Raw genomic sequence first — 19,771 nt, 5'->3', positions numbered from 1 at the left:
ACCCGGGGCCATTTTGTTTGAAGAGTCTCAGGCCTTCTCCCCGGACACGGATACCTGCCTCTTTCTGACAAAAATACTTCGCTCGCGTATTGCATATTTAAAACCCGATATCGCATGCGCACATTCGGCCGGGGCCATTCTCCTTGCTATGGCCAGCAATAACGCTGAAGCGATAAAAGGAGTCGGGCACACAAGCGTTGCCATACCAAAAAGCCGGGCCCCCAGAAGATAGATGTATGCCAGAAACAAAATAATTTTCTCTCCAGGCAGCCACTCAGTCGAGCGCCCCTGGATGAAAAGCCACGCCATCGGAAAAGCAAGACAAGCCAGGTCATAATCAAGGAGAAACGGGGTGCAAAACGGTAACGCTGCAATCATCAGCGCTATCTCCGGAGCACAATCGCCAGCAAACGACCCGTTGCCGTTTTTCAGATTCATACGCCAGGACAACCATCCGACCAGAAAAAACACAAAAACAGTTGTCGTGGTCTGAAGCACGTATGCCAGCGATACATTGCCGTGCAACAGTCGAACTGCCGTAAATACACTTTGCATCTTCCAGAAAGAAACATATCCCATTTCAAACGTTACCCGGGCAGAGTGTCCCATTCGAAAAAACCCTGACCACGCAACTGTTCCGAAAGCAATCCATGATGCAACGATGAGCCCGCCACCGGAAACAATGCCGCCGGCAATGGTTCGCCACTGGCGTGTACACAGCAAAATAACCGGCGCAGCAACCAGTAACTGGGGTTTAATCACAAGACACCCCAGACAGAGACCGGCAACAAAAGGGCGTTGCCTCATCAGCATCATACTCCAGCCAAGCAGAGCTGCTGTCAGAAGGCCATTCTGGCCATTAGTAAAATCAATTACGAAACCCGGAAACGCCAAAATGGGAATCAATGCCCAGCGCCATGGAAGAATGCGGCGCAGCGCACTGACATAGGCCACACTGGCAGTGCCAAGCCAGAGAGACGCGGAAACTCCATATGGCAGGAGCGCAAGTGGAGTGCAGGTCAGCAGAAATGTCGGTGGATAAAAGAAAGCAAAATTGCCGAAGGACATTTTCGGAAAGGCGGCCAGTTCGGCAATATGATGTTTTGTTGTGTTGTAGACTGCGACAACATGCCCGTTCAGCACCTGATCTGATGCAGCCCAGAAGCTGATAAAGTCGCCGAATCGTGGTTGTGCATTCCAGCCAGTTTTCCACCACGGCAGCAGCAACATCAGCAAAAAAGTTGCCCAGCCAAATAAACCAAAAATTTCGCAATAAGCCCGCGCTCGCCCGGCAGTAAGCCAGTCAGCGCGCAATATCGCTACTTTCATGAACCGTCTGACCGCGTGCATCCCTCATCCTGCATTTCGGAATTTGGGAAAATTTTCGGCTAAAGCGGTTAATATCGTCTTTCTGCCAGCTTTTCTTTCCTTTCATCGTATGTGACAGGGACAGAACGAACGCATATGCTGGGAAGCCGAACAGATAATATCGGACATCATCGAAGTTATATGCCTCACGGAGAAGCGGTATGAGCACATCAGAAATTACTCCTGATTATGCGGCTCTTCAGAAAACATTGGTATCTGCAAACCCCTTCCCTCATGTTGTGGTGCCGCATTTTATCCGCTCCGATGATCTCCGGGCTCTTCATGCCTCTCTGCCCGAAATTACTTCCGGCGGCTCTTTTCCACCCGAAGCACTCGCACTTTCACCGCTCGTAAAAAATCTGATTGCGCAACTGAAGGGGCCGGAACTGCGTCGGTTAATCGCCGCAAAATTCGATCTCGATCTGCATGATGCACCGGTCATGCTGACCCTGCGCGGTCGCACGCGGGAAAAAGACGGACGTATCCACCGCGATTCGGCAGCAAAACGTGTCACTGTCTTATTATATCTGAATCCAACCGCGGCGGCTTTCCAGCGGCAGGAAGGGTGTCTGAGACTTCTGCGCAGCCCGGACGATGTCGAGAACTACGCTGTTGAAGTGCCGCCTATCAATGGCACTATGCTTGTCTTTCCAAATTGCGCGACGAGCTGGCATGGCCATCGCCGCTACGTGGGTCCACGCTACACGATCCAGCTCAATTATATGGAAACCGGAAGCAAAGCCCGCTCCGAATTACGCAGGCACAAATTTTCGGCTCTGGCAAAGAGACTTACTTTCGCCGCGTGACAGATTTCGGGTAGCAGCCCATATCATGACTTCAGGCGCCGTCCATATTGTCGACGTCGTCCTCCGGTAACGATGGATCTGTCCCGACCGGTTTTCGGAGCAAAACAAACCCAGTGAGCAGAAGCACCACGCCAAGCACCAGTGGCACGCGGCGCAGAGACCAGAGCCACCACGCATCTCCGGAGCCAGGATTATAGATCAGTTGCCAGCCTGAGAGAACAACCAGCGTAAATCCTAAAAAAAGACTACCAAGGATAATACACAGGCGACGCAGATAATTTGGTTCATCAGGTGCCATAAAATGCCTCTGACTCCGGCTCGTCCTGAAACAGAACGCCCGAACGCAATGAGGCGCTTTTACTGCTTAAGCGCACGCGCCCATATATTCTGCGTTTCCAGTGAGACCGGCAGCGCTGAACTTGTCAGAGCAACCCCACGCCAGCCAGCACCGATGGCTGTGTACAAGTTAACAGCATCACGCAGACGTTCGAGTTTCGACAGAGCTTCCGCATTCTGCGCGTTCAGTGTCGTCCGTTCAGTGGTCAGAACATCCAGGAAGCCGATCAGACCGGCTGCATACAATTTACGCGCCCGCTCACTGGCCAGAGCGCTGTCTTCCGCTGCCTTATGCAACTGCTCTGAATACTCAATATCGTCGTGCCAGGCAGCCATTTCATCCTCGACCTCTTTGAAGCCGGTCAGCACGGCCTGGCGATAATGGAGTCGCGCAGCTTCCGCAGCGGCCTGGGCAGCACGCACCGCAGACGTATATTTGCCGCCATGAACGAGCGGCAGACTCGCCATCATCAGGAATTGCCAGCTCATCGCATTAACCTGGAAAAGCTGATACATGGCCGAAGCGTTCGGATTAAAATTCAGCGGAATGACAAAGTGCGGATAAAGATCCGACACAGCCACGCCAATCTGAGCCGTGGCAACAGCGTAATCCCTTTCCGCCATCCGGATATCCGGACGATTTGCAATCACAATTGATGGCATCGTTGCAGGAAAAGCAGGCACAACCGGCAGAGGTTTAACGACCTTAAGCTCTTCTTCAAGAGTGCCGGGCATCTCGCCCACCAGTACCGAAATCGCATGCGTAATCTGGGAAACGCGTGTTTTCAGCGGCTCACGTGCTGCAACCTGTGCGTCCAGTTCAGCCTGAGCCTGAGCGATCTGCAGTGTATTCCCCAACCCTTCCGAATACAGTCGGTTTGTCAGGTTGAGAGCATCCTGCGCCACACCAATATTGTTCGTTGCGATCTGGATCTGAAGCTGCGTGACCCGAAGAAGCATGTAGTCGTTCGCCAGTTCGGAAAGTAGTGTCATCAGTAACGCGCGCCGCCCTTCCACAGAGGCTTCAACCGCATGTTCCTGCGCCTCGACACTACGCCTGATACGCCCGAAAACATCGATTTCCCATGTGGCCGACATGCCATATGTCAGCATTGATGCTTCAGGACGGTTTGACGGATTTCCCGGACGCAACGGCCAGTTATCGATATTGAGCGAGTAGCGCGCGTCTCCGCCACCCGCATTGGCATCTACCTGAGGATACCATGCCGAGGCCGCTTTATCCCGCGTCGCCCGCTCGGACAGAATCCTCTGCCCGGCAATCTGAAGATCATAGTTACCTTTGATGGCCGTCTCGACGAGCTTCGTCAGGATCGGATCATTAAAGCTCGCCCACCACTCCGTCATTTCCTTATCGGTATGTGCAATCTCTTCCGGCGTTGCGGGGCGTTCTTCCGAAGCTTCTGTAAAGCCCTGTGGTAACTTCATCCGGTCAGGCTGAAAATTTGGTCCGACCGAGCACCCGGCCAGAAGAGACCCCGCTGAGAGGAAGAGCACAGTCCTGCGGCGTATTGCGACAAAACGTGCATGCCACGAGGCCGAAAGGCGCGTTACTGCCCTGCCCTTCCTGGCCTCAGTCACAGGAGACTCTGCATCCCGCGAATGTTCTGCAACCATTGTTCTGTGCATCATCAGGTCCGCTGGCTCACAAGTGGTCCTGGAGCCATGTGGTCAACTTGCCGCGGCGGCTTCTTGACTCAGGCCCGACACTGATCGTCGCGGTCATCCCGGCGGCGAGCGTTACACCTTCCGGCACACTGTCCAGATGGATGCGAACCGGAATACGCTGTGCAAGACGGACCCAGGTGAAAATCGGATTAACGTCCTGAAGGCCCAGCTTATCCGGGTTTCCGTTCGTGTCATTGATACCGCGGGCAATGGACACAACATGACCCGGGACAATCTGTTTATATCCCATCAGCTTCACACGGGCGACGTCCCCGACATGGACACCCCACATCTTGGTTTCCTCGAAGTAACCATAAACCCAGTATGAATCCGAATCGATCACCGCGAGCCTTGGCTGCCCCGCTGTCGCGTAATCACCTACCCGCAGATTGAGGTTCGTAATAAATCCGTTTACCGGCGAATAAAGCACTGAGCGCTGCAGATTGAGCTTTGCAACATCAAGAGCAGCGCGCGCCGCATCCACTGCCGCTATCTGCGTCGCGACATTCGAGTTAAACACTTCCTGTTCTTCAGCAGAAACGATACCAGACAGCCCCATACGTCGCCGGGCATCATTCTGCTTCAGCTTCAGATCTTCAAGCGCGCCGTCAAGCCGGGCCTGAGCTTCACGAATAGCCAGCCGGAACCGGACCGGATCAAGTACGTAAAGCGGATCACCTTTATGAACGAACTGGTTGTCCACAACCGGAACCTGCACAACTGTGCCAGGAACTTCCGGCGCCACATCGACGACATACACACGAACACGACCGTCGCGTGTCCAGGGTGCGATCATGTAGGTGTTCCACAGGGTGATCCCTAGAACGATAGCCAGCGAGACAACCGCTAGGGTCAAAATCACGCGAATCAGAGTGCGGAGCAGCGGCATTGCGGTGACTCAAAAACCTTCAGACGAAAGAAACAGCTCAGACGTAGAGAATAAGAAGACAGAGGATACAGGTATAAAGCGCAACCTCGAAAAGTGCGAAGTGCCAGAACCAGCGCATAATTCCGCTCCACCAGAGCAGAAACCGCACAAACATCGTAACAGGCAGCGCAGCAAGCGCATAAACCACGATCGGCGCCATGAATACGCCGAACAGATTAAACTCGGTCAGCATCAGGCAACTCTCGGGTCAGATCGTCTCGCAGGTGATATTACTAACGAACGCAAATCTGCATGAGCACGGGGATCATCCGCGCCCTGCTGCATCGGACCTTCCTTATGGAAGAAACCCGGAGCGGCGTCGATAAGCTGTGCAGCCTGTACGAGACAGGCTGCCATGCGTCTGGCGGTGCTCAGGGCAGGTAGTCTTTCCTGCGCGCGCCGTGCTGCAGTGGCCGGACGATCACCCGAGGCCCCCTCATCTTCCAGCGAGAAAGCCGCCTCCGCCAGACCACGAAAGGTCCGGGTCTCTGCCGATGGCTCTTCTGCCCCTGAAGCTGCGAGATCAGGCTTTACCGCAGACGCTGCCGCACGTAAGTTTGCTGCTGTGGCTAAAGGGTCACGCCTCAGATTACGTAATGACACAAGCGCGCTTATGACAATCGCCTTCTGTTCAGAAGTCGCCCCCCCTTCACGCAGCAATGTTCGCAGGCGCATCACCACGCGCCCGAGAGCGACTGCCGCCAGAGCTGCGTCCGTGACGTGAAATACACGCTCGCTCGACTCAACAAATGACAGTCGCTGATTCAGCCTGAGCACCCTTTGCATCTGCAGATACTCCCACCCTGGCCAGCTGACTTTTTCCCGAAGTGGAAGAACCGCAAAAGCCTGAACGGACCGACAAAGGGCCGTAATGAGTCGAGCCGCATCCAGACGCTGATCGGCAGGAAGAATGACGCGAAATACAAGCGCTAGCAAAGCCGCCGCGACAAGGAATGCGTACCAGCCATTCAGCAGCGCTATATCATCATAACGTACCGGATTCTGAACTCTGGCCATCACATTGAAAAAGACTGCGTAACCAAACCCGCACAGCGCATATTTTGGATGGAACTGAATCCATATCCCTGGCAGCAGACTCAGTACCAGAGAAATCCAGAGCAGCGGAAAACCGTCAGTCTGAGGCAGAAAAAAAGTCTGGAAAACGTAGCAGGCCGGAACAGCACATACAGTACCGGATGCGAGCAGGACCGCACCGCGCGTTGCCGAGGGCGCCGTGGCTAACAGGCATGAAGCCGCAATCAGATAAACCAGCATACTCGGCGCGGCTGACCAGCGCAGAACATACCATATCAGGCACCCCGTCAGCGTGACGAGAGCGGCTCGTGCTGCATTGCGCAAGGCAGCAGGCCATTCAAAAAGAGGCATGAGTCTGACATCAGGCTCACGCCAGGCTATGTCTGAAAGATTATCCACGGCCAGCCCGAGCTGAACGACAATATCGCGCTCCGTGTCGATAGCCGCCAGCCCGGAAAGATCTGATGTTTCCCGCGCCAGAAATTCGATTTCGGCCCGCGCATAACTGATCCGCGAACGAATCGGGGCAGGATCGGCGTGTAGCAGCATGTCTGCCGGCATATCTGCGAGTTCCCGCATCAGACGACCTGAGATCAGGCGGGCACGGATCACGCGATCAGAGTCGCCTGGTGGAAGTTGTCGCCAGGCCGCATGATGAGCACTCAGCAGGCCGAGCAGTCGTGACACTCCCTGATGAAGCGCTGCTGACCGGCGGCTGACTTCGTAATCAACAGAAGATGCATATTCGATTGCTTCCGTCACCGCCGCAGCCTGAGCCAGAAGACGGGCACGCGCGCCATACGCGACCGTATCCATCTCCCGGAATGCCCCTTCCTGCCCGACCTCGTCGGAACGCGGCGCTTCGGTGTCACGTTCGACGGACGACAGCGCAGCGAACTGCGCCAGGACATCACGAAGAAGAAGTTCGATACGTGCCGTGGCGGTATTCGGACTTTTCATGGAGGTCAGCTGAAAGACGACGGCCGTACTAATGATACCAACCACCACCACGGACAGCCGCGACATGGCGCTCAGAAAAATCCGGTCAGGATCATCGAAAGCGCCCACTGATATGATGATAATGGTATAACCGGACAGAACGGCCGCATAAGCTCTATAGAAACGCAGCAACGTCGCGACGCAGCACGCCATGCCGATCAGACTCGCAAGTCCCGCAAAGAAAAGAACGGGTTGCTGTGGAAATGATGCCATCAGCATGACGCCGAGTGTCGTACCGATGAGCGTTCCGACAATACGCCAGATGCTCTTTGAAATCAGTGCGCCCGGCGTCGGATTGGCAACGATCAGCACAGTGGTCACCGCAGAGATTGGCTGACCGAGCATAAAAAAACCGGCAAGCCATAATGCCAGCCCGATCGAAAGCGCGACACGAAAAGCATAAAGAACGGTCGGGCTCAAACGTGCCCAGTCGGATCGCCATTCTCTGTCAATGGCATCTCCGATTGCACGAAATCGCAGGAAGATGCTTGCGGATAAAGATTCAGATGTGGTCGCGGCTTCACTCACAGAACAGGAAACCGTGAACCGGGCTGGCCGCGACCTGTATCGGATTCCCCCGCGTTCCGCTCCCGATCCTCCTGCAGTCCGGACCGAACCTGATCAAAGACGGAAAGGCACTCATTCAGAGCGGACTCCGATACGCCAGCCAGCAACCGCTCTCCGACACTATCAGCCGTATGAAGAACCTGGTTTGCCACTTTCGCACCGGCCTCCGTCAGACCAATCAGTTTAGATCGGCGATCCTCCGGATCGACATCCCGAGACACAAAATTCTGTTTTTCAAGCACATCCAGAACACGGACCAGCGATGGAGCCTCGACAGAAAGGGCTCTGGCAAGATCCGTTTGCCGCACAGGCGGAGGCAGTGACCGCAGGTAGTAAAGTGGGCGCCATGTGGCATCGGTAAGATTAAACTGACGAAGATCGTGGTCGATTTCACGTCGCCAGAGTGTCGCCAGACGCGCAAGCCGATGGCCGAATTTGCGCCGGAGCAAAGGCATATCCCGGGCAATATCTTCTGCTTCTTTCACGGAGTCGCTCACAACGAAATCATTTCAGACACCAAAATGAAAGGAGACGAATTATTCGTATCCTAACAATATACGCCCGACAAGAATTAATCGCTCCAGCCAGCATACTTATATGGCTCTCATTCACGCCTCGAAGAGAGACCCGCAACACACAAAAAACGGGCCAGAAGGCCCGCTCACTATTACACGCAAACAAAATCGGAAGCTGGTGTCAGTTGCGACGGCGACGCGCCACGATATTCCAGACTTTGCGACCAGCGAAGCGTCCGACTGGTCCCGTCATTGTTGTCGCGACCGCCGCGATAGAAGCAGCCTGCCGCATTTCATTAAAATGCCGGTCACGATTCATGCGCGCTTCAACTTCAGCCGGCAGGAGATAAGAGCGCCGCCCCATAAACACAAATGCAAGCGCGAGAAAAATATCAAGGCCGAATACTGCCGCCGGCGCGCCGACAGGGCCGAAACCAAACTTAAACAGAAAAATTGCCCATAAGAGAGCATGGCCCGTAATCAGCGAAAAGAAACCCAGAACGGCTCCCACAATCAGGAGTGCCGCCTGCCGTCCGATGCGCATTGCCTTCTGCTGAAGGAGCTCAATTTCCGCGACTGCGGCAGCTTTGCCTACTTCGAAGATGCGCATAAATCCCGGGCCACCCTGCTTCAGGCCGGCATCGAAGATGAACCGGCATTTCCATTACCAATCACCTCCCCGAAGCGCCCGAAGCAGATTGTTTCATCTCCCCCTCAAGGGAAGAGATACCATAATTCAGCCCCGGACAGCCTTTAGAGGGATGTCTCAGGGCGAGACCTTAACGCGACAGCCTGCCCAGGACAAACCCGACCACCGCAGATATTCCAATGGAGAGGAGTGGTTTAGCGCTCACATTTGTCTCAACACTCTTCTTCTGATGCCCGGCAATATCACGAGCGCTTGAGACTGCCGTATTCGCGGCTTCGGAAAGAGTAGGAACCACATGGTGATTGAGGAACTGTTCGAGCTGGGATTTAAGTGACTCCAGTTCCTCACGAGCGGTTGAAGTCGCTTCGCTGACAGTCTGCTCAGCATTCTTTCTGATCTTCTCAGCGGACATATGCCCCTGCTCCTAAAAATTCAGCCACATGACCGGAGAGCAGACGCTACACCCCGGCGCAACCGGTATACATCTTAACGCCCGCCCGTGTCTGTGGTTCCATATGCTCATGATGACCCGGCACACCCTTATGACAAGCCACAAACCTTCCGAGCAGGCAGGCAGTTCTCTCTCTGTCATCAACGCCACCACCCCTTACAGCTGTGCACCACTGACGTTTTCCATGCACAGGGGAGAGTGTCTGGCTCTTTTCGATTTATCTGACCCGGCCAGAGCTCCCGGACTACTGACTGACATGCTCGCAGGGTATCTGCCACTTCTGTCAGGACAGATCACTGTTGCCGGCAAGGACATTACAGCCCGGCCTCCCGGAAAACGCAGCATCGGCATCGTGAGCCACCGGGAAGTGTTATTTGACCACCTGACCGTGCGTGAAAACGTCGCATTTTCGTTACGGGTCAGACGCGTCGCGCCATCCGATCTCCGTCGTCTCACAAACGAACATCTTGCTCTTCTTGGACTGGATAGCCTCGCGGATCTCTTTCCGCCCGCCCTGTCAGACGGACAATATATCAGAACGTCTCTGGCCCGGGTTCTGGCCTCTGATCCCGCCATCATCGTTCTCGATAATATTTTTGCCGGCCTGAATGCTGAAACACGCCGTGATATCCATCTGAGGCTGACAAGGCTACGCCGTGCCCGCGCGCTGAGTCTTTTGCTTATCACGCGTGACAGATCGGATGCGCTCACGGCCGCACTCCGCATCGGCGTGGTGGCGGACGGCGCGATGCTTCAGCTCGGCACAGCTTCGGACCTTATTGAACGTCCTGTCTCATCGCGAATTGCGCGTTCAATGGGCAACGCCAATAGCCTGGTCGGTATCGTTTTGTCCGTTGAGGATGATATCGCACGCGTCCGGCTTGCCTGCGGCGGCGAAATGGAGGCCATAGCCGACCCGGCGCTCAAAGGGGGGAACCTGACCGACCTTTGTGTTCGCCCCGGCCAGATCGCTCCCCTTTTCCAGCGTGGTCGAGACGCTTCTCCGGAAGAATCGCACGGCTACCTCTCCGCGTCTCTTCTTGAAGCAGTTCACCTCGGCGACTTCATTTTTCTGCGTTTCCGGCTGGAAGACGGGACGGAAATGATTGTCCATCGTCCACCGGGTGGCCTTGGACCGGGAATATCCGCAGGAAGCCCGGCTCTTCTTGCCTGGAGAGCCGAAAATGCACTGGCCTTTCCGTCGGACGGAAAACCGGGTTAACTTCAGAGAATATTTTGAGTTTCAGGCCATCCATTGCAACGCGAGCCCCAGCACGTCCCTCTACACGGCAATCCACCGGTCAGACATCTGTCTGTTACCCGCCGTTGTCTTTTAAGCGCAACTGCACTCTTTCTGGTGATAACGGCAGACTGTGGCCACCGTGTCGAGGCTCGCAGCATTCATTTAAACGCAATTATCGTTGCCACACCTCCAGGCGCGCTTAATACGATATTGAATGATATCTTCTGGCAACCGTTCACCCGGATCACCGGTCAGCGTATCACGACCATTATCCGGAACAACGACCTGACAACACTGGAAAAAAAAACAGGCACACCTCAACGCAGCTGGTCTCTGGCTCTTACGGAAGATGAAGTCGCTCAGGCCGGATGCAACGATGGCGCGTTTTTGTCTTCTGATACTGATGCTGCTGACCCGGCAACACGTGAGTCGTCTTCCTGTAATGTCCCGGCCTTCTCCCTCGATTTTACTCTCGCATGGGACACATCCCGTTTTAGGGGCAAACCGGACTGGAAAGACTTCTGGGACGTTGCAAGACACCCCGGAAAACGCGGACTTCGCGCTGATCCGCGTGGCACTCTGGAAGCTGCCCTCCTCTCTGATGGCGTCCCCCCCGATGCAATTTATCGCGTACTGAGCACGCCCGAAGGCGTTAATCGTGCCTTCAGGCGTCTTAATCAGCTCCGCCCCTACATCGTCTGGTGGACGGCACCGGGAGATGCAATGCGCATTCTGACGACCGGAGCCGCATTAATGGGGGTTGCAGCCACAGCCGACGTCTTCATAACAAATAGCAAACACCCAAATCCGGGATTCGGTCTGCTGCCGTCGTCAATTTTTTATATCAACTATGACTGGGTTATTCCGGCAGGAACTATGCGCGGAGAAGCGGCAGCTCAGGCACTACGCACATGGATCATCAAACCCGAACAGCGGGAAACCTTCAGCTCCCGAATATCACTTCTGACAGAAAACAGGAACAATCGGGATCCTGATGCTTCTCATGAATCCCCGGCATCTCTGTTCAGTAACTCGTTCTGGCGCGATCATCTGCCCGCCCTCCAGGAGCAGTTCCGCCAATGGCTCGCTGAGCACTGATCTGGCAGCGAATACGTGACACTTCATCTTTCCCCCGACCTGACCATCCTTCTCCATGCGACCGTAACTCTTATGGCGGCAGCAGCAGCGGCCGCAATCTCTCTGATGTTCGCCCGAAAGAATTACTGGCTGACAATATCTATTGCTCTTTGGATTCCGGCAATTATTATCGCTTTTCAGATCCCGTTATTTCTTAATGTACACGAGACTGATACGAGCAGGCTTCTTACACTTTCGGTCTCATTGCTACAGGGGCTTCTGCTCAGTCCGACTCTGGGACTGCCAGCAATGATGGCACTGTCAAACGCACATCCTGATCTTTCACGAACAGCAAAAGGACTCGGAGCCGACAGCTTCGAACGGATTCGTTTTCTCTGGCTTCCTTTACTCAGGAAACGATTGCTTTTTGGGTTTGCCTCCGGGACGCTCCTTGCTGGCCTGATGGCGCATACGCTAATTTCTTACGCCTACCAGCCTGTTCCATAAGTTGGCCCCACTGTTGTGCCAAAGCCAGGGCCGTAACCTGGCCCAACGCCACCCCAGGCATCCCAGTCCCATGCAGGATCAGAATACGTCTCCGCTGACAGGCGACGTTCTTCGGCCAGTTGCTGCATCTGCTGATATTGCCGGTAACGGCGATAAGCTATGGAATCACCCACATAGAGGCAGGCGCAAACAAGCGGATCGGCGAATACATAAGTGGTCTTGCCACCCGAAACGCGCATAACAAACCGATGAGCCGGCATCCGCCGCAGCATTAGCTGCCTTTCCGGCGTATCCGCAGGACGCGACACAAAACCCGCAGTTACAAGATGATTTTCCCGATCCGTCGTCACCTGTCGCGTCGATTCGCATCCTGCCCCGAAGGCACAGAGAAAAATGACTGCGAGCAACCTTGTGGATCTTCGGGTCTTACGTCTTTTTTGATCTGTCACGTATGCGATTCCCGTTTGCCTCACCTCAGAATATTCAGCTGATATGCAATTCGAAATGATCTGAGACAGGAACCTTGCCTTTGCCACGCGGACAAAGGCAAAAAAGTTTGTTCCGATGGAACTGCGGCACGTTTATGATCAAAATCATGATAAAAGCGTTGCCTTTCTGGGAAACAAAATCCCTTGATGAAATGTCGTCTCCTGAGTGGGAATCGCTATGCGATGGCTGCGGGCGCTGCTGCCTGCATAAGTTACGCGATGAAGATGACGAAAGCCTGCATTATACCAATGTAGCCTGCAGACTCCTCGACACCACGACATGCCGTTGTAAAGATTATGCAGGCAGACATCGTAAGGTGCAGGATTGCGTGACACTGACGCCGGCAATGGTTCGTACTATCGACTGGTTGCCGCCAACATGCGCTTACCGGCTTCTTTCTGAAGGGCAGTCCCTGCCGGAATGGCATCCACTCATCTCCGGAACTTACGAAAGTGTGGTTCAGGCAGGCATATCGGCAGCAGGGCGCTGCATCAGTGAGCGTGAGGCAGGGGTGCTCGAAGATTATATTGAAACCTGGCCCGGGCTTGATCCCACAAAACAGGCTTCTCCAAAAAAGAAGTGTGCCTGTGACACAGACGGTGACCGGGAGAAATAAGCAGTAATGATCCGGTCGTCCGGTCCATATTCAGAAAAACCGACACAGTCAGTTCCGTGCAGCATCGCCATGTCGGATGGTCCGCTCCCGATCGAATGGCGCCAGTCAACCCGGGCACGACGTGTCTCACTGCGGGTCAGTCCCCGTGCGCGGCAGATTATCGTTACACTCCCTGCCTCTGCCTCAGCAGAGATGGGCCTGAAATTTCTCCAAAGACACACGGACTGGATTGAAAAACAACTGAAGCGTCGGGAACTTGCTCCGGACTTTGAGGCTGGCGGCCTCGTCCCACTCAATGGGGCTGAATACCTCATTCGCCACAGTCCGCTGGGAACAGGGGGCGCCTGGCTTGAACAGAATGAGATTCACGTAAGCGGTGAACTGGATTTTATCCCCCGACGGATCACTGATTTCCTCCGCCAGATGGCAACCCGACAATTCAATAAGCGTGTCACAGAGCTTGCTGGCAAAAATGGTATCACGCCTGCACAGGTTGCAATTCGCGACACCACCAGCCGGTGGGGGAGTTGTACGGCCACAGGCCGTATCATGCTTTCCTGGCGCCTGATCATGACACCACCATTAGTTCAGGATTATGTTATTTTTCACGAACTGGCACATATTTGCCATCTGAATCACAGTGCTGCATTCTGGAAGAAGCTTGATTCAATGACACCGCATCGCATGGATGCTGAACTCTGGCTCAGATTACATGGCGCCGCACTCATGCACGCCGGCTCAAAAAGACTCTCTGGTTAAGACACTTATTTTCGCTTATTCACGCCCCTGTCGGGTCATGCTAAAAGCCCCCACCGACTTCCGGCGAGCTTGGCGGAATGGTAGACGCACGAGACTTAAAATCTCGAGTCCTAAAAGGACGTGCGGGTTCGAGTCCCGCAGCTCGCATATTATCTCAGCAATACAATTTATAGCAGAAAGATTCGGTATTAATGCTGAGTGTTTTATTAATTAAAACAATTTCATCAGGTCAATTAAATCCAGAGCGGATTATATAGTCGCAAAATATAAAAATCGAGATCAGAACTAAACACATGCAGAAAAACCAGGTTATTAGTCTTTCAGATCTCTCTGAACTTCCGGCTTCCGCAAAAGAGCATCAACTTCCATAGCATAATCAAGGGCAGTATCAGGCTGGAAATGTATTTCCGGCGCTGTACGCAATCGAAGAGTATGCGAAAGTTGCGTGCGCAGAAAAGGCGCCACACGTTTTAACGCAGGCAGAATAGTTTCTATATCAGTCCTGCCCAGACGGGCCACAAAAGCCGTTGCATGCTTCAGATCAGGAGAAATTCTGACTTCAGTGACCGTAATTGTCACATCGGAAAGATCAGGGTCCCGGAATGTCGTTCTTGCGAATACCTCAGCAAGCACCCGACGAACCTCTTCAGCGACGCGCAACTGACGTTGTGACGGACCAGCCGCAGAACGGCCAGCGAGTCGCCCCGCTGGCCCTTTCCCATCTGCTTTACGATACGATCCGTGGCTCACGCAGGGACGAGCTCCATCTCGTAGCACTCGACAACATCACCTTCGCGCAGATCATTGTACCCCGCGAAAGAAAGGCCGCATTCATATCCGCGCGCCACTTCTTTGACATCATCTTTAAAGCGCTTCAGCTGGCTGAGATCACCTTCGTGGATCACAACACCGTCACGCAACAAACGGACACCACAACCGCGCTTGACCAGACCCTCGGTGACGTAACAACCGGCAACTTTGCCAACTTTCGTGATGTTGAATACCTGCCGGATCTCAGCATAACCCAAGAATTTTTCACGATGTTTAGGTGCAATTTTACCTTTGACCAGTTGCTCAATATCATCCGCCACCTGGTAGATAATCGAATAGTAACGAATATCCACACCATCGCGCTGCGCCATCTCTCTTGCCTGAGAAGTCGCCCGAACGTTAAAGGCAATAATGATACCATCAGATGCTTTAGCGAGCTGAACGTCGCTTTCGGTTATCTGACCAACTGTTGCGTTCAATACACGAACAGCAACCTCTTCATGTGCCAGCTTCTCGACAGTTGCCCTGATCGCTTCGGCTGACCCCTGAACATCCGCCTTTACAAGAACAGCAACTTCTTTTTGCACACCAGCCTGAATGCGGGCCAGCATCTGATCCAGTGTTCCACGAGCCGCAGTCTGACCCGCAACAGCATGTTCCTTGATCTTCCGCTGACGGAACTCCGAAATCTCGCGTGCCCGATTTTCATTTTCAACAACGACAAACGGCGAACCAGCCTCAGGAACGCCCGCAATACCGAGCACCTCAACCGGCATAGACGGTCCGGCTTCAGCCACTGTCCTGTTACGGTCATCGAGCAGAGCACGAACACGGCCCCACTCCGCACCAGCCACAACAATATCGCCTTTCCTGAGCGTACCCTTCTGGACAAGCACGGTGGAAACCGGGCCACGCCCACGATCAAGGCGCCCTTCAATGACAACACCTTCGGCGGCCCTGTCAGGATTTGCCTTCAGATCAAGGATTTCAGCCTGAAGCAGGATAGCCTCTTCCAGTTTATCGAGATTTGTCTTTTTAAGCGCAGATACCTCGATATCCTGAACGTCGCCGCCCATCGACTCAACCACAATACCGTGACTGAGCAGATCCTGCCTTACCCGGGCAGGATTGGCTCCGGGCTTGTCCATCTTATTGATTGCAACAATGACAGGCGCATCCGCTGCATTGGCGTGTTTAATCGCTTCAATCGTCTGCGGCATTACCCCGTCATCGGCGGCAACAACCAGAACCACCACATCCGTCACAGCTGCGCCACGCGCCCGCATTGCCGTGAATGCTTCATGGCCGGGCGTATCGATAAACGTGATCTTAGCACCGGACGCCAGCTTCACCTGGTAAGCGCCGATATGCTGAGTGATGCCACCAGCTTCGCCGGCAGCAGTATCTGTCGTGCGCAATGCATCAAGCAATGAAGTCTTGCCGTGATCGACATGCCCCATAACGGTGACGACCGGAGGCCGTGACAACAGATCTTCATCCTTGTCTTCAACGCCCTCGATACCGATCTCCACATCGCTGTCAGCGACACGGCGCACGCGATGCCCAAATTCTTCGACTACCAGCTCCGCTGTATCCGCATCGATAGATTGCGTTACCGTCGCCATGACACCCATTTTCATGAGGGCCTTGATGACTTCTCCCTGACGGGCAGCCATACGGTTAGCGAGTTCCTGAACCGTGATAGTTTCCGGAAGAACAACATCACGTACAACACGAACCTGGTCTGTCCGAAGACGCTCCAGTTCCGCCTGACGACGTTCCCGCTCCCTCTGCCGACGGACAGACGCAAGTGAGCGTGTCTTATCGTCGTCGCCTTCAATCGCGGCCTGAACATCAATGCGGCCAGATCTGCGACCAGTGTCTTTTTTAGCTGCCCCGGGTCCTTTACGCGGAGGCACGGCTGCGCCTCTGCGTGGCGGACCACGGCGATCATCTTCGCCATCCCGGCCATTACCCCGCAGCCGCAACGTCTCACCCGCAGGAGCGGAAGGCTGAGCAGCCGGAGGACGAGTCTGAACCAGCGGTTTTGCTGGCAGGATAGCACGCTCCGCCAGAGGCCGCAGCCGACCCGGCGGCGGAGCCAGTGTCACTGTCCCCGGAATTGGCTTGTCAGAAACAACCGGACCCGTTTCATCAGCGATCGATTCAACGGAAGATGCCGGCTTTTCTGCCTGTTGCTGAGCAGTATCTCTGGCTTCAGCTTCTTCGCGCACCTTTTCTTCGGCAAGCCGACGTTCGTCCTCTTCCTTCCTGCGAGCCTCTTCCGCAGCTGAAAGAATCTGAATCTTTTCCTGCTCGACACGCTGAGCTTCGCGAAGCGCCGACTCGCGACGCTGCTCATCGAGAACGCGCTGACGCACCGCCACTTCGGCGTCCGTCAATCCTCGCTTTGCACCGGCGCGACCGCCACCAGGACCACGCCCGCCACCGGAAACCCCTGCCTTGGGCGCCCCAGGACCTGGTCTGCTTTTTTTGCGGACCTCGACCTGGACCACTTTTGAACGACCATGGCTGAAGCTCTGCCGCACGGATCCAGCGTCAACCGTGTGCCCTACCTCCGAACGGCCTGCTGGCCGCAGGGACAGCCGCCCCTTACCCTGATCCTGATCGTTGCCTTCGCTCATTTATCCGCCTGTTCAACCCGATCGCCGGCAATATCCGGCGCGCACAAGGCAACCGTACCGGCCACCCCTGCAAAACGTTCACTTTCCTGCTGCAGTCGGATAGCCAGAGCTCCCTTCCGCAACGCCGCGTGCACAACACGCTCACGACTAAAAATATGCCCTAACGACGCAGCCGCCAGAGGCATAACAACCGGCAAATCGCGCGCACCTGACAGAAGTCTGGTTCGCTCATCGGGACTTCCGTCCGATGCCTGCACGATCAGTCCGACACACCGCAAATCAATCCACTCACGAACTTTAGCATAGCCACTCACACTCTGACCGGCTCTGCGGGCAAGGCCAAGCAATTCGACCACACGGCGCTGAAGCCCGAACTCGATAACAGTCAGCAGATCTGGTGGAATTATAATCTGCGATCGCGCAGCACGCGCGAAGACTCCACGAGTCCGGGCGGTTTCTAGCACATCTCGCCGCGCACTCAACCACATTCCCCGTCCGGGCAGCCGCGCGTTCAAATCAGGCACCAAAATCTGACCTGGCCCCACCACAAAGCGCAACATGCTTTCCGGCCGGCCACAAACGCGCGTCACTAAGCAACGCCGCAATGAGCCACGCTCTCCTGCATCACAGACATCACCCGGCGTGCCATCAGAGTCGCATTGACCTGACAACACATCGTGGACAGCCTCTCTGGTGCCTGTCAGATACTCGCTCTCATTGAGGGACTTCGTGCTCAGAAGACACCTCCTTCCCGGCATCCGGATCCTGCGCGACTTCGTCATCGAACCAATGAGCACGTGCTAACATAATAATTTCGTTAGCTGCATCTTCATCAATCGCATCCGTGCCAAGAATCTCGACAAGCTCGTCACCAGCAAGATCAGCGAGATCGTCCAGCGTCTTTATGCCGCTTTCCCCCAGCGTCACGAGCATCTGGTTTGTGAAAGCGTTTAAAGCAACAATGTCATCAGTGACTCCAAGCTCCGCACGCTTCGTATTGAGCTCTTCTTCCTTGCGAACAAGAAATCCCTCGGCACGGCGCACCAGCTCTTCGACTACAGAGTCATCGAAACCTTCAATTCCGGAAAGTTCGTCTGCATCCGCATAAGCGAGCTCTTCAATTGTATCGAAGCCCTCTGTCACGAGCAGTCCTGCGATAACATCGTCTACATCAAGCGCCTCAACAAAGAGAGACGAACGACGACGGAACTCTTCCTGCCGGCGATCCGATTCTTCGGCCTCAGTCAGAATATCAATATCCCAACGCGTGAGCTGACTCGCGAGACGCACGTTCTGCCCCCGACGGCCAATAGCCAGGCTGAGCTGCTCGTCCGGAACCACGACCTCAACACGGCCCGCATCTTCATCCATCACAACTTTTGAGACTTCTGCGGGAGCAAGGGCATTGACTACAAATGTCGCCGCCTGAGGACTCCATGGAATAATATCAATTTTTTCTCCCTGAAGCTCAGCAACGACAGCCTGAACACGCGAACCACGCATACCGACACACGCACCTACAGGGTCGATTGAAGCATCCCGCGAAATCACTGCCATTTTAGCACGGGACCCCGGATCCCGCGCCACTGCCTTGATCTCAATGATGCCATCGTAAATCTCGGGAACTTCCTGCGCAAACAACTTCGCCAGAAAAGCCGGATGCGTACGCGAAAGAAAAATCTGCGGACCACGAGGTTCATCGCGCACATCGTATATATAGGCACGCACACGATCCGAGTTCCGGAACATCTCACGTGGAATCAGCTCATCCCGTCGCAACAGAGCTTCGGTTGAGCCAATCTCAACCATGAGATTACCATACTCAGTACGCTTAACCGTTCCGTTGACAACTTCGCCAACGCGATCCTTAAATTCATCGTACTGACGTTTCCGCTCATATTCACGCACGCGCTGAACGATAACCTGCTTAGCCGTCTGAGCAGAAATCCGACCAAAATCTATCGGAGGCAGCGGATCAATCAGATGCTCGCCAAGCTGTATTTCCGGCTTGAATTTCTGTGCAATATGAAGCGGGATCTGAGTTTCCTCATTCTCCACAGCCTCGACTGCTTCTGTCCAGCGCGACAGCCTGACCTCACCGGTCTTACGGTCAATCGTAGCCCGAATATCTTTTTCATGACCATATTTAGCGCGACCCGCCTTCTGGATAGCCTGCTCCATCGCCTCAAGGACTTCTTCGCGATCGATCAGCTTTTCACGCGCTACAGCGTCAGCCACCAGAAGCAACTCGGGACGTGAAACGGAGGTATCCATAACTCTTCAGAACTCCAAGACAGATCAGATTCTGAAAACTCAACCGGCCA

20 protein-coding genes and 1 tRNA gene are annotated in these 19,771 nt (G+C 54.6%); 7 read left to right on the top strand and 14 right to left on the bottom strand.

Annotation, left to right across the window (positions count from 1 at the left end; translation table 11 throughout):
• Nucleotides 1-27: 27 nt before the first annotated feature.
• Nucleotides 28-1,068, bottom strand: coding sequence for a glycosyltransferase family 87 protein (locus GOB90_RS09170; RefSeq protein ID WP_242011920.1), 1,041 nt, complete (start codon nucleotides 1,066-1,068; stop codon nucleotides 28-30).
• A gap of 461 nt (nucleotides 1,069-1,529) precedes the next feature.
• Between GOB90_RS09170 and GOB90_RS09165 the strand changes: the two genes are divergently transcribed.
• The gene (locus GOB90_RS09165; RefSeq protein WP_146886420.1) at nucleotides 1,530-2,174 is read left to right on the top strand and encodes a 2OG-Fe(II) oxygenase family protein; all 645 of its coding nucleotides are present in this window, start codon (nucleotides 1,530-1,532) and stop codon (nucleotides 2,172-2,174) included.
• 31 nt (nucleotides 2,175-2,205) lie between these two features.
• Here GOB90_RS09165 and GOB90_RS09160 read toward each other — a convergent pair whose 3' ends face one another.
• The 8 genes from GOB90_RS09160 to GOB90_RS09125 form a co-directional block, all read right to left on the bottom strand.
• On the bottom strand, nucleotides 2,206-2,472 hold the full coding sequence (locus GOB90_RS09160) for a hypothetical protein (RefSeq protein WP_146886418.1): 267 nt from the start codon (nucleotides 2,470-2,472) through the stop codon (nucleotides 2,206-2,208).
• Nucleotides 2,473-2,531: 59 nt separating this feature from the next.
• A complete protein-coding gene (locus GOB90_RS09155; protein WP_261765925.1) occupies nucleotides 2,532-4,040 on the bottom strand; it encodes an efflux transporter outer membrane subunit in 1,509 nt (502 codons plus the stop codon).
• Between the two features lie 133 nt (nucleotides 4,041-4,173).
• On the bottom strand, nucleotides 4,174-5,085 hold the full coding sequence (locus tag GOB90_RS09150; RefSeq protein ID WP_146886414.1) for an HlyD family efflux transporter periplasmic adaptor subunit: 912 nt from the start codon (nucleotides 5,083-5,085) through the stop codon (nucleotides 4,174-4,176).
• A 37-nt stretch (nucleotides 5,086-5,122) separates the two neighbouring features.
• On the bottom strand, nucleotides 5,123-5,317 hold the full coding sequence (locus GOB90_RS09145; RefSeq protein ID WP_146886412.1) for a DUF1656 domain-containing protein: 195 nt from the start codon (nucleotides 5,315-5,317) through the stop codon (nucleotides 5,123-5,125).
• The gene (locus GOB90_RS09140) at nucleotides 5,317-7,578 is read right to left on the bottom strand and encodes an FUSC family protein (RefSeq protein WP_242011914.1); all 2,262 of its coding nucleotides are present in this window, start codon (nucleotides 7,576-7,578) and stop codon (nucleotides 5,317-5,319) included. The genes GOB90_RS09145 and GOB90_RS09140 overlap by 1 nt, the downstream gene beginning before the upstream one ends.
• Before the next feature lie 104 nt (nucleotides 7,579-7,682).
• On the bottom strand, nucleotides 7,683-8,180 hold the full coding sequence (locus GOB90_RS09135; protein ID WP_146886497.1) for a MarR family transcriptional regulator: 498 nt from the start codon (nucleotides 8,178-8,180) through the stop codon (nucleotides 7,683-7,685).
• Between the two features lie 241 nt (nucleotides 8,181-8,421).
• On the bottom strand, nucleotides 8,422-8,850 hold the full coding sequence (locus GOB90_RS09130; RefSeq protein ID WP_146886410.1) for a hypothetical protein: 429 nt from the start codon (nucleotides 8,848-8,850) through the stop codon (nucleotides 8,422-8,424).
• Nucleotides 8,851-9,019: 169 nt separating this feature from the next.
• A complete protein-coding gene (locus GOB90_RS09125; RefSeq protein WP_146886408.1) occupies nucleotides 9,020-9,301 on the bottom strand; it encodes a DUF883 family protein in 282 nt (93 codons plus the stop codon).
• A 130-nt stretch (nucleotides 9,302-9,431) separates the two neighbouring features.
• Here GOB90_RS09125 and GOB90_RS09120 point away from each other — a divergent pair, with 130 nt between their 5' ends.
• The 3 genes from GOB90_RS09120 (at nucleotide 9,432) to GOB90_RS09110 (ending at nucleotide 12,167) form a co-directional block, all read left to right on the top strand.
• Nucleotides 9,432-10,562 (top strand): ABC transporter ATP-binding protein, encoded by a 1,131-nt coding sequence (locus GOB90_RS09120; protein WP_173572013.1) that lies wholly within the window; start codon nucleotides 9,432-9,434, stop codon nucleotides 10,560-10,562.
• A 231-nt stretch (nucleotides 10,563-10,793) separates the two neighbouring features.
• The gene (locus GOB90_RS09115) at nucleotides 10,794-11,681 is read left to right on the top strand and encodes an extracellular solute-binding protein (protein ID WP_173572012.1); all 888 of its coding nucleotides are present in this window, start codon (nucleotides 10,794-10,796) and stop codon (nucleotides 11,679-11,681) included.
• A 15-nt stretch (nucleotides 11,682-11,696) separates the two neighbouring features.
• The gene (locus tag GOB90_RS09110) at nucleotides 11,697-12,167 is read left to right on the top strand and encodes a hypothetical protein (protein ID WP_146886402.1); all 471 of its coding nucleotides are present in this window, start codon (nucleotides 11,697-11,699) and stop codon (nucleotides 12,165-12,167) included.
• On the opposite strand, the gene GOB90_RS09105 is transcribed toward GOB90_RS09110, so the two are convergent.
• Nucleotides 12,149-12,439, bottom strand: a complete 291-nt coding sequence (locus GOB90_RS09105) for a hypothetical protein (protein ID WP_242011913.1) — start codon at nucleotides 12,437-12,439, stop codon at nucleotides 12,149-12,151. The genes GOB90_RS09110 and GOB90_RS09105 overlap by 19 nt on opposite strands.
• A gap of 323 nt (nucleotides 12,440-12,762) precedes the next feature.
• On the opposite strand from GOB90_RS09105, the gene GOB90_RS09100 reads away from it, so the two are divergent.
• The 3 genes from GOB90_RS09100 (at nucleotide 12,763) to GOB90_RS09090 (ending at nucleotide 14,178) form a co-directional block, all read left to right on the top strand.
• Nucleotides 12,763-13,272 carry a YcgN family cysteine cluster protein gene (locus GOB90_RS09100; RefSeq protein WP_146886400.1) on the top strand — a complete coding sequence of 170 codons (510 nt, stop codon included), beginning with the start codon at nucleotides 12,763-12,765 and terminating at the stop codon, nucleotides 13,270-13,272.
• A gap of 6 nt (nucleotides 13,273-13,278) precedes the next feature.
• On the top strand, nucleotides 13,279-14,031 hold the full coding sequence (locus tag GOB90_RS09095; protein WP_146886398.1) for a M48 family metallopeptidase: 753 nt from the start codon (nucleotides 13,279-13,281) through the stop codon (nucleotides 14,029-14,031).
• 63 nt (nucleotides 14,032-14,094) lie between these two features.
• A tRNA-Leu gene (locus tag GOB90_RS09090) sits at nucleotides 14,095-14,178 on the top strand.
• 165 nt (nucleotides 14,179-14,343) lie between these two features.
• Here GOB90_RS09090 and rbfA read toward each other — a convergent pair.
• Genes rbfA through nusA form a run of 4 tightly spaced genes read right to left on the bottom strand, consistent with a single transcriptional unit; the run spans nucleotide 14,344 to nucleotide 19,721 of the window.
• Nucleotides 14,344-14,781 carry a 30S ribosome-binding factor RbfA gene (rbfA, locus tag GOB90_RS09085; protein ID WP_146886396.1) on the bottom strand — a complete coding sequence of 146 codons (438 nt, stop codon included), beginning with the start codon at nucleotides 14,779-14,781 and terminating at the stop codon, nucleotides 14,344-14,346.
• Nucleotides 14,778-17,447, bottom strand: coding sequence for a translation initiation factor IF-2 (gene infB, locus GOB90_RS09080; RefSeq protein WP_146886394.1), 2,670 nt, complete (start codon nucleotides 17,445-17,447; stop codon nucleotides 14,778-14,780). Before infB ends, rbfA begins: the two co-directional genes overlap by 4 nt.
• Nucleotides 17,444-18,205: an RNA-binding protein gene (locus GOB90_RS09075; RefSeq protein WP_375790359.1), complete on the bottom strand. Its 762-nt coding sequence runs from the start codon at nucleotides 18,203-18,205 to the stop codon at nucleotides 17,444-17,446. Before GOB90_RS09075 ends, infB begins: the two co-directional genes overlap by 4 nt.
• Complete coding sequence (gene nusA, locus GOB90_RS09070; RefSeq protein WP_146886390.1) at nucleotides 18,162-19,721, bottom strand: transcription termination factor NusA; 1,560 nt, start codon at nucleotides 19,719-19,721, stop codon at nucleotides 18,162-18,164. The genes GOB90_RS09075 and nusA overlap by 44 nt, the downstream gene beginning before the upstream one ends.
• Nucleotides 19,722-19,771: the final 50 nt, after the last annotated feature.

It is taken from the genome of Acetobacter oeni (assembly GCF_011516825.1).
Classification (GTDB): domain Bacteria; phylum Pseudomonadota; class Alphaproteobacteria; order Acetobacterales; family Acetobacteraceae; genus Acetobacter; species Acetobacter oeni.
This window is presented reverse-complemented; position numbering and strand designations above follow the sequence as displayed.

Coding starts and splice junctions, on each gene's coding strand:
- GOB90_RS09120 (WP_173572013.1), top strand. CDS start 9,432: ATGACAAGCCACAAACCTTCCGAGCAGGCAGGCAGTTCTCTCTCTGTC.
- nusA (WP_146886390.1), bottom strand. CDS start 19,721: ATGGATACCTCCGTTTCACGTCCCGAGTTGCTTCTGGTGGCTGACGCT.
- GOB90_RS09100 (WP_146886400.1), top strand. CDS start 12,763: ATGATAAAAGCGTTGCCTTTCTGGGAAACAAAATCCCTTGATGAAATG.
- GOB90_RS09130 (WP_146886410.1), bottom strand. CDS start 8,850: ATGCGCATCTTCGAAGTAGGCAAAGCTGCCGCAGTCGCGGAAATTGAG.
- GOB90_RS09170 (WP_242011920.1), bottom strand. CDS start 1,068: ATGTCCTTCGGCAATTTTGCTTTCTTTTATCCACCGACATTTCTGCTG.
- infB (WP_146886394.1), bottom strand. CDS start 17,447: ATGAGCGAAGGCAACGATCAGGATCAGGGTAAGGGGCGGCTGTCCCTG.
- GOB90_RS09105 (WP_242011913.1), bottom strand. CDS start 12,439: ATGCTGCGGCGGATGCCGGCTCATCGGTTTGTTATGCGCGTTTCGGGT.
- GOB90_RS09160 (WP_146886418.1), bottom strand. CDS start 2,472: ATGGCACCTGATGAACCAAATTATCTGCGTCGCCTGTGTATTATCCTT.
- GOB90_RS09075 (WP_375790359.1), bottom strand. CDS start 18,205: ATGCCGGGAAGGAGGTGTCTTCTGAGCACGAAGTCCCTCAATGAGAGC.
- GOB90_RS09165 (WP_146886420.1), top strand. CDS start 1,530: ATGAGCACATCAGAAATTACTCCTGATTATGCGGCTCTTCAGAAAACA.
- GOB90_RS09145 (WP_146886412.1), bottom strand. CDS start 5,317: ATGCTGACCGAGTTTAATCTGTTCGGCGTATTCATGGCGCCGATCGTG.
- GOB90_RS09135 (WP_146886497.1), bottom strand. CDS start 8,180: ATGCCTTTGCTCCGGCGCAAATTCGGCCATCGGCTTGCGCGTCTGGCG.
- GOB90_RS09125 (WP_146886408.1), bottom strand. CDS start 9,301: ATGTCCGCTGAGAAGATCAGAAAGAATGCTGAGCAGACTGTCAGCGAA.
- GOB90_RS09095 (WP_146886398.1), top strand. CDS start 13,279: ATGATCCGGTCGTCCGGTCCATATTCAGAAAAACCGACACAGTCAGTT.
- GOB90_RS09150 (WP_146886414.1), bottom strand. CDS start 5,085: ATGCCGCTGCTCCGCACTCTGATTCGCGTGATTTTGACCCTAGCGGTT.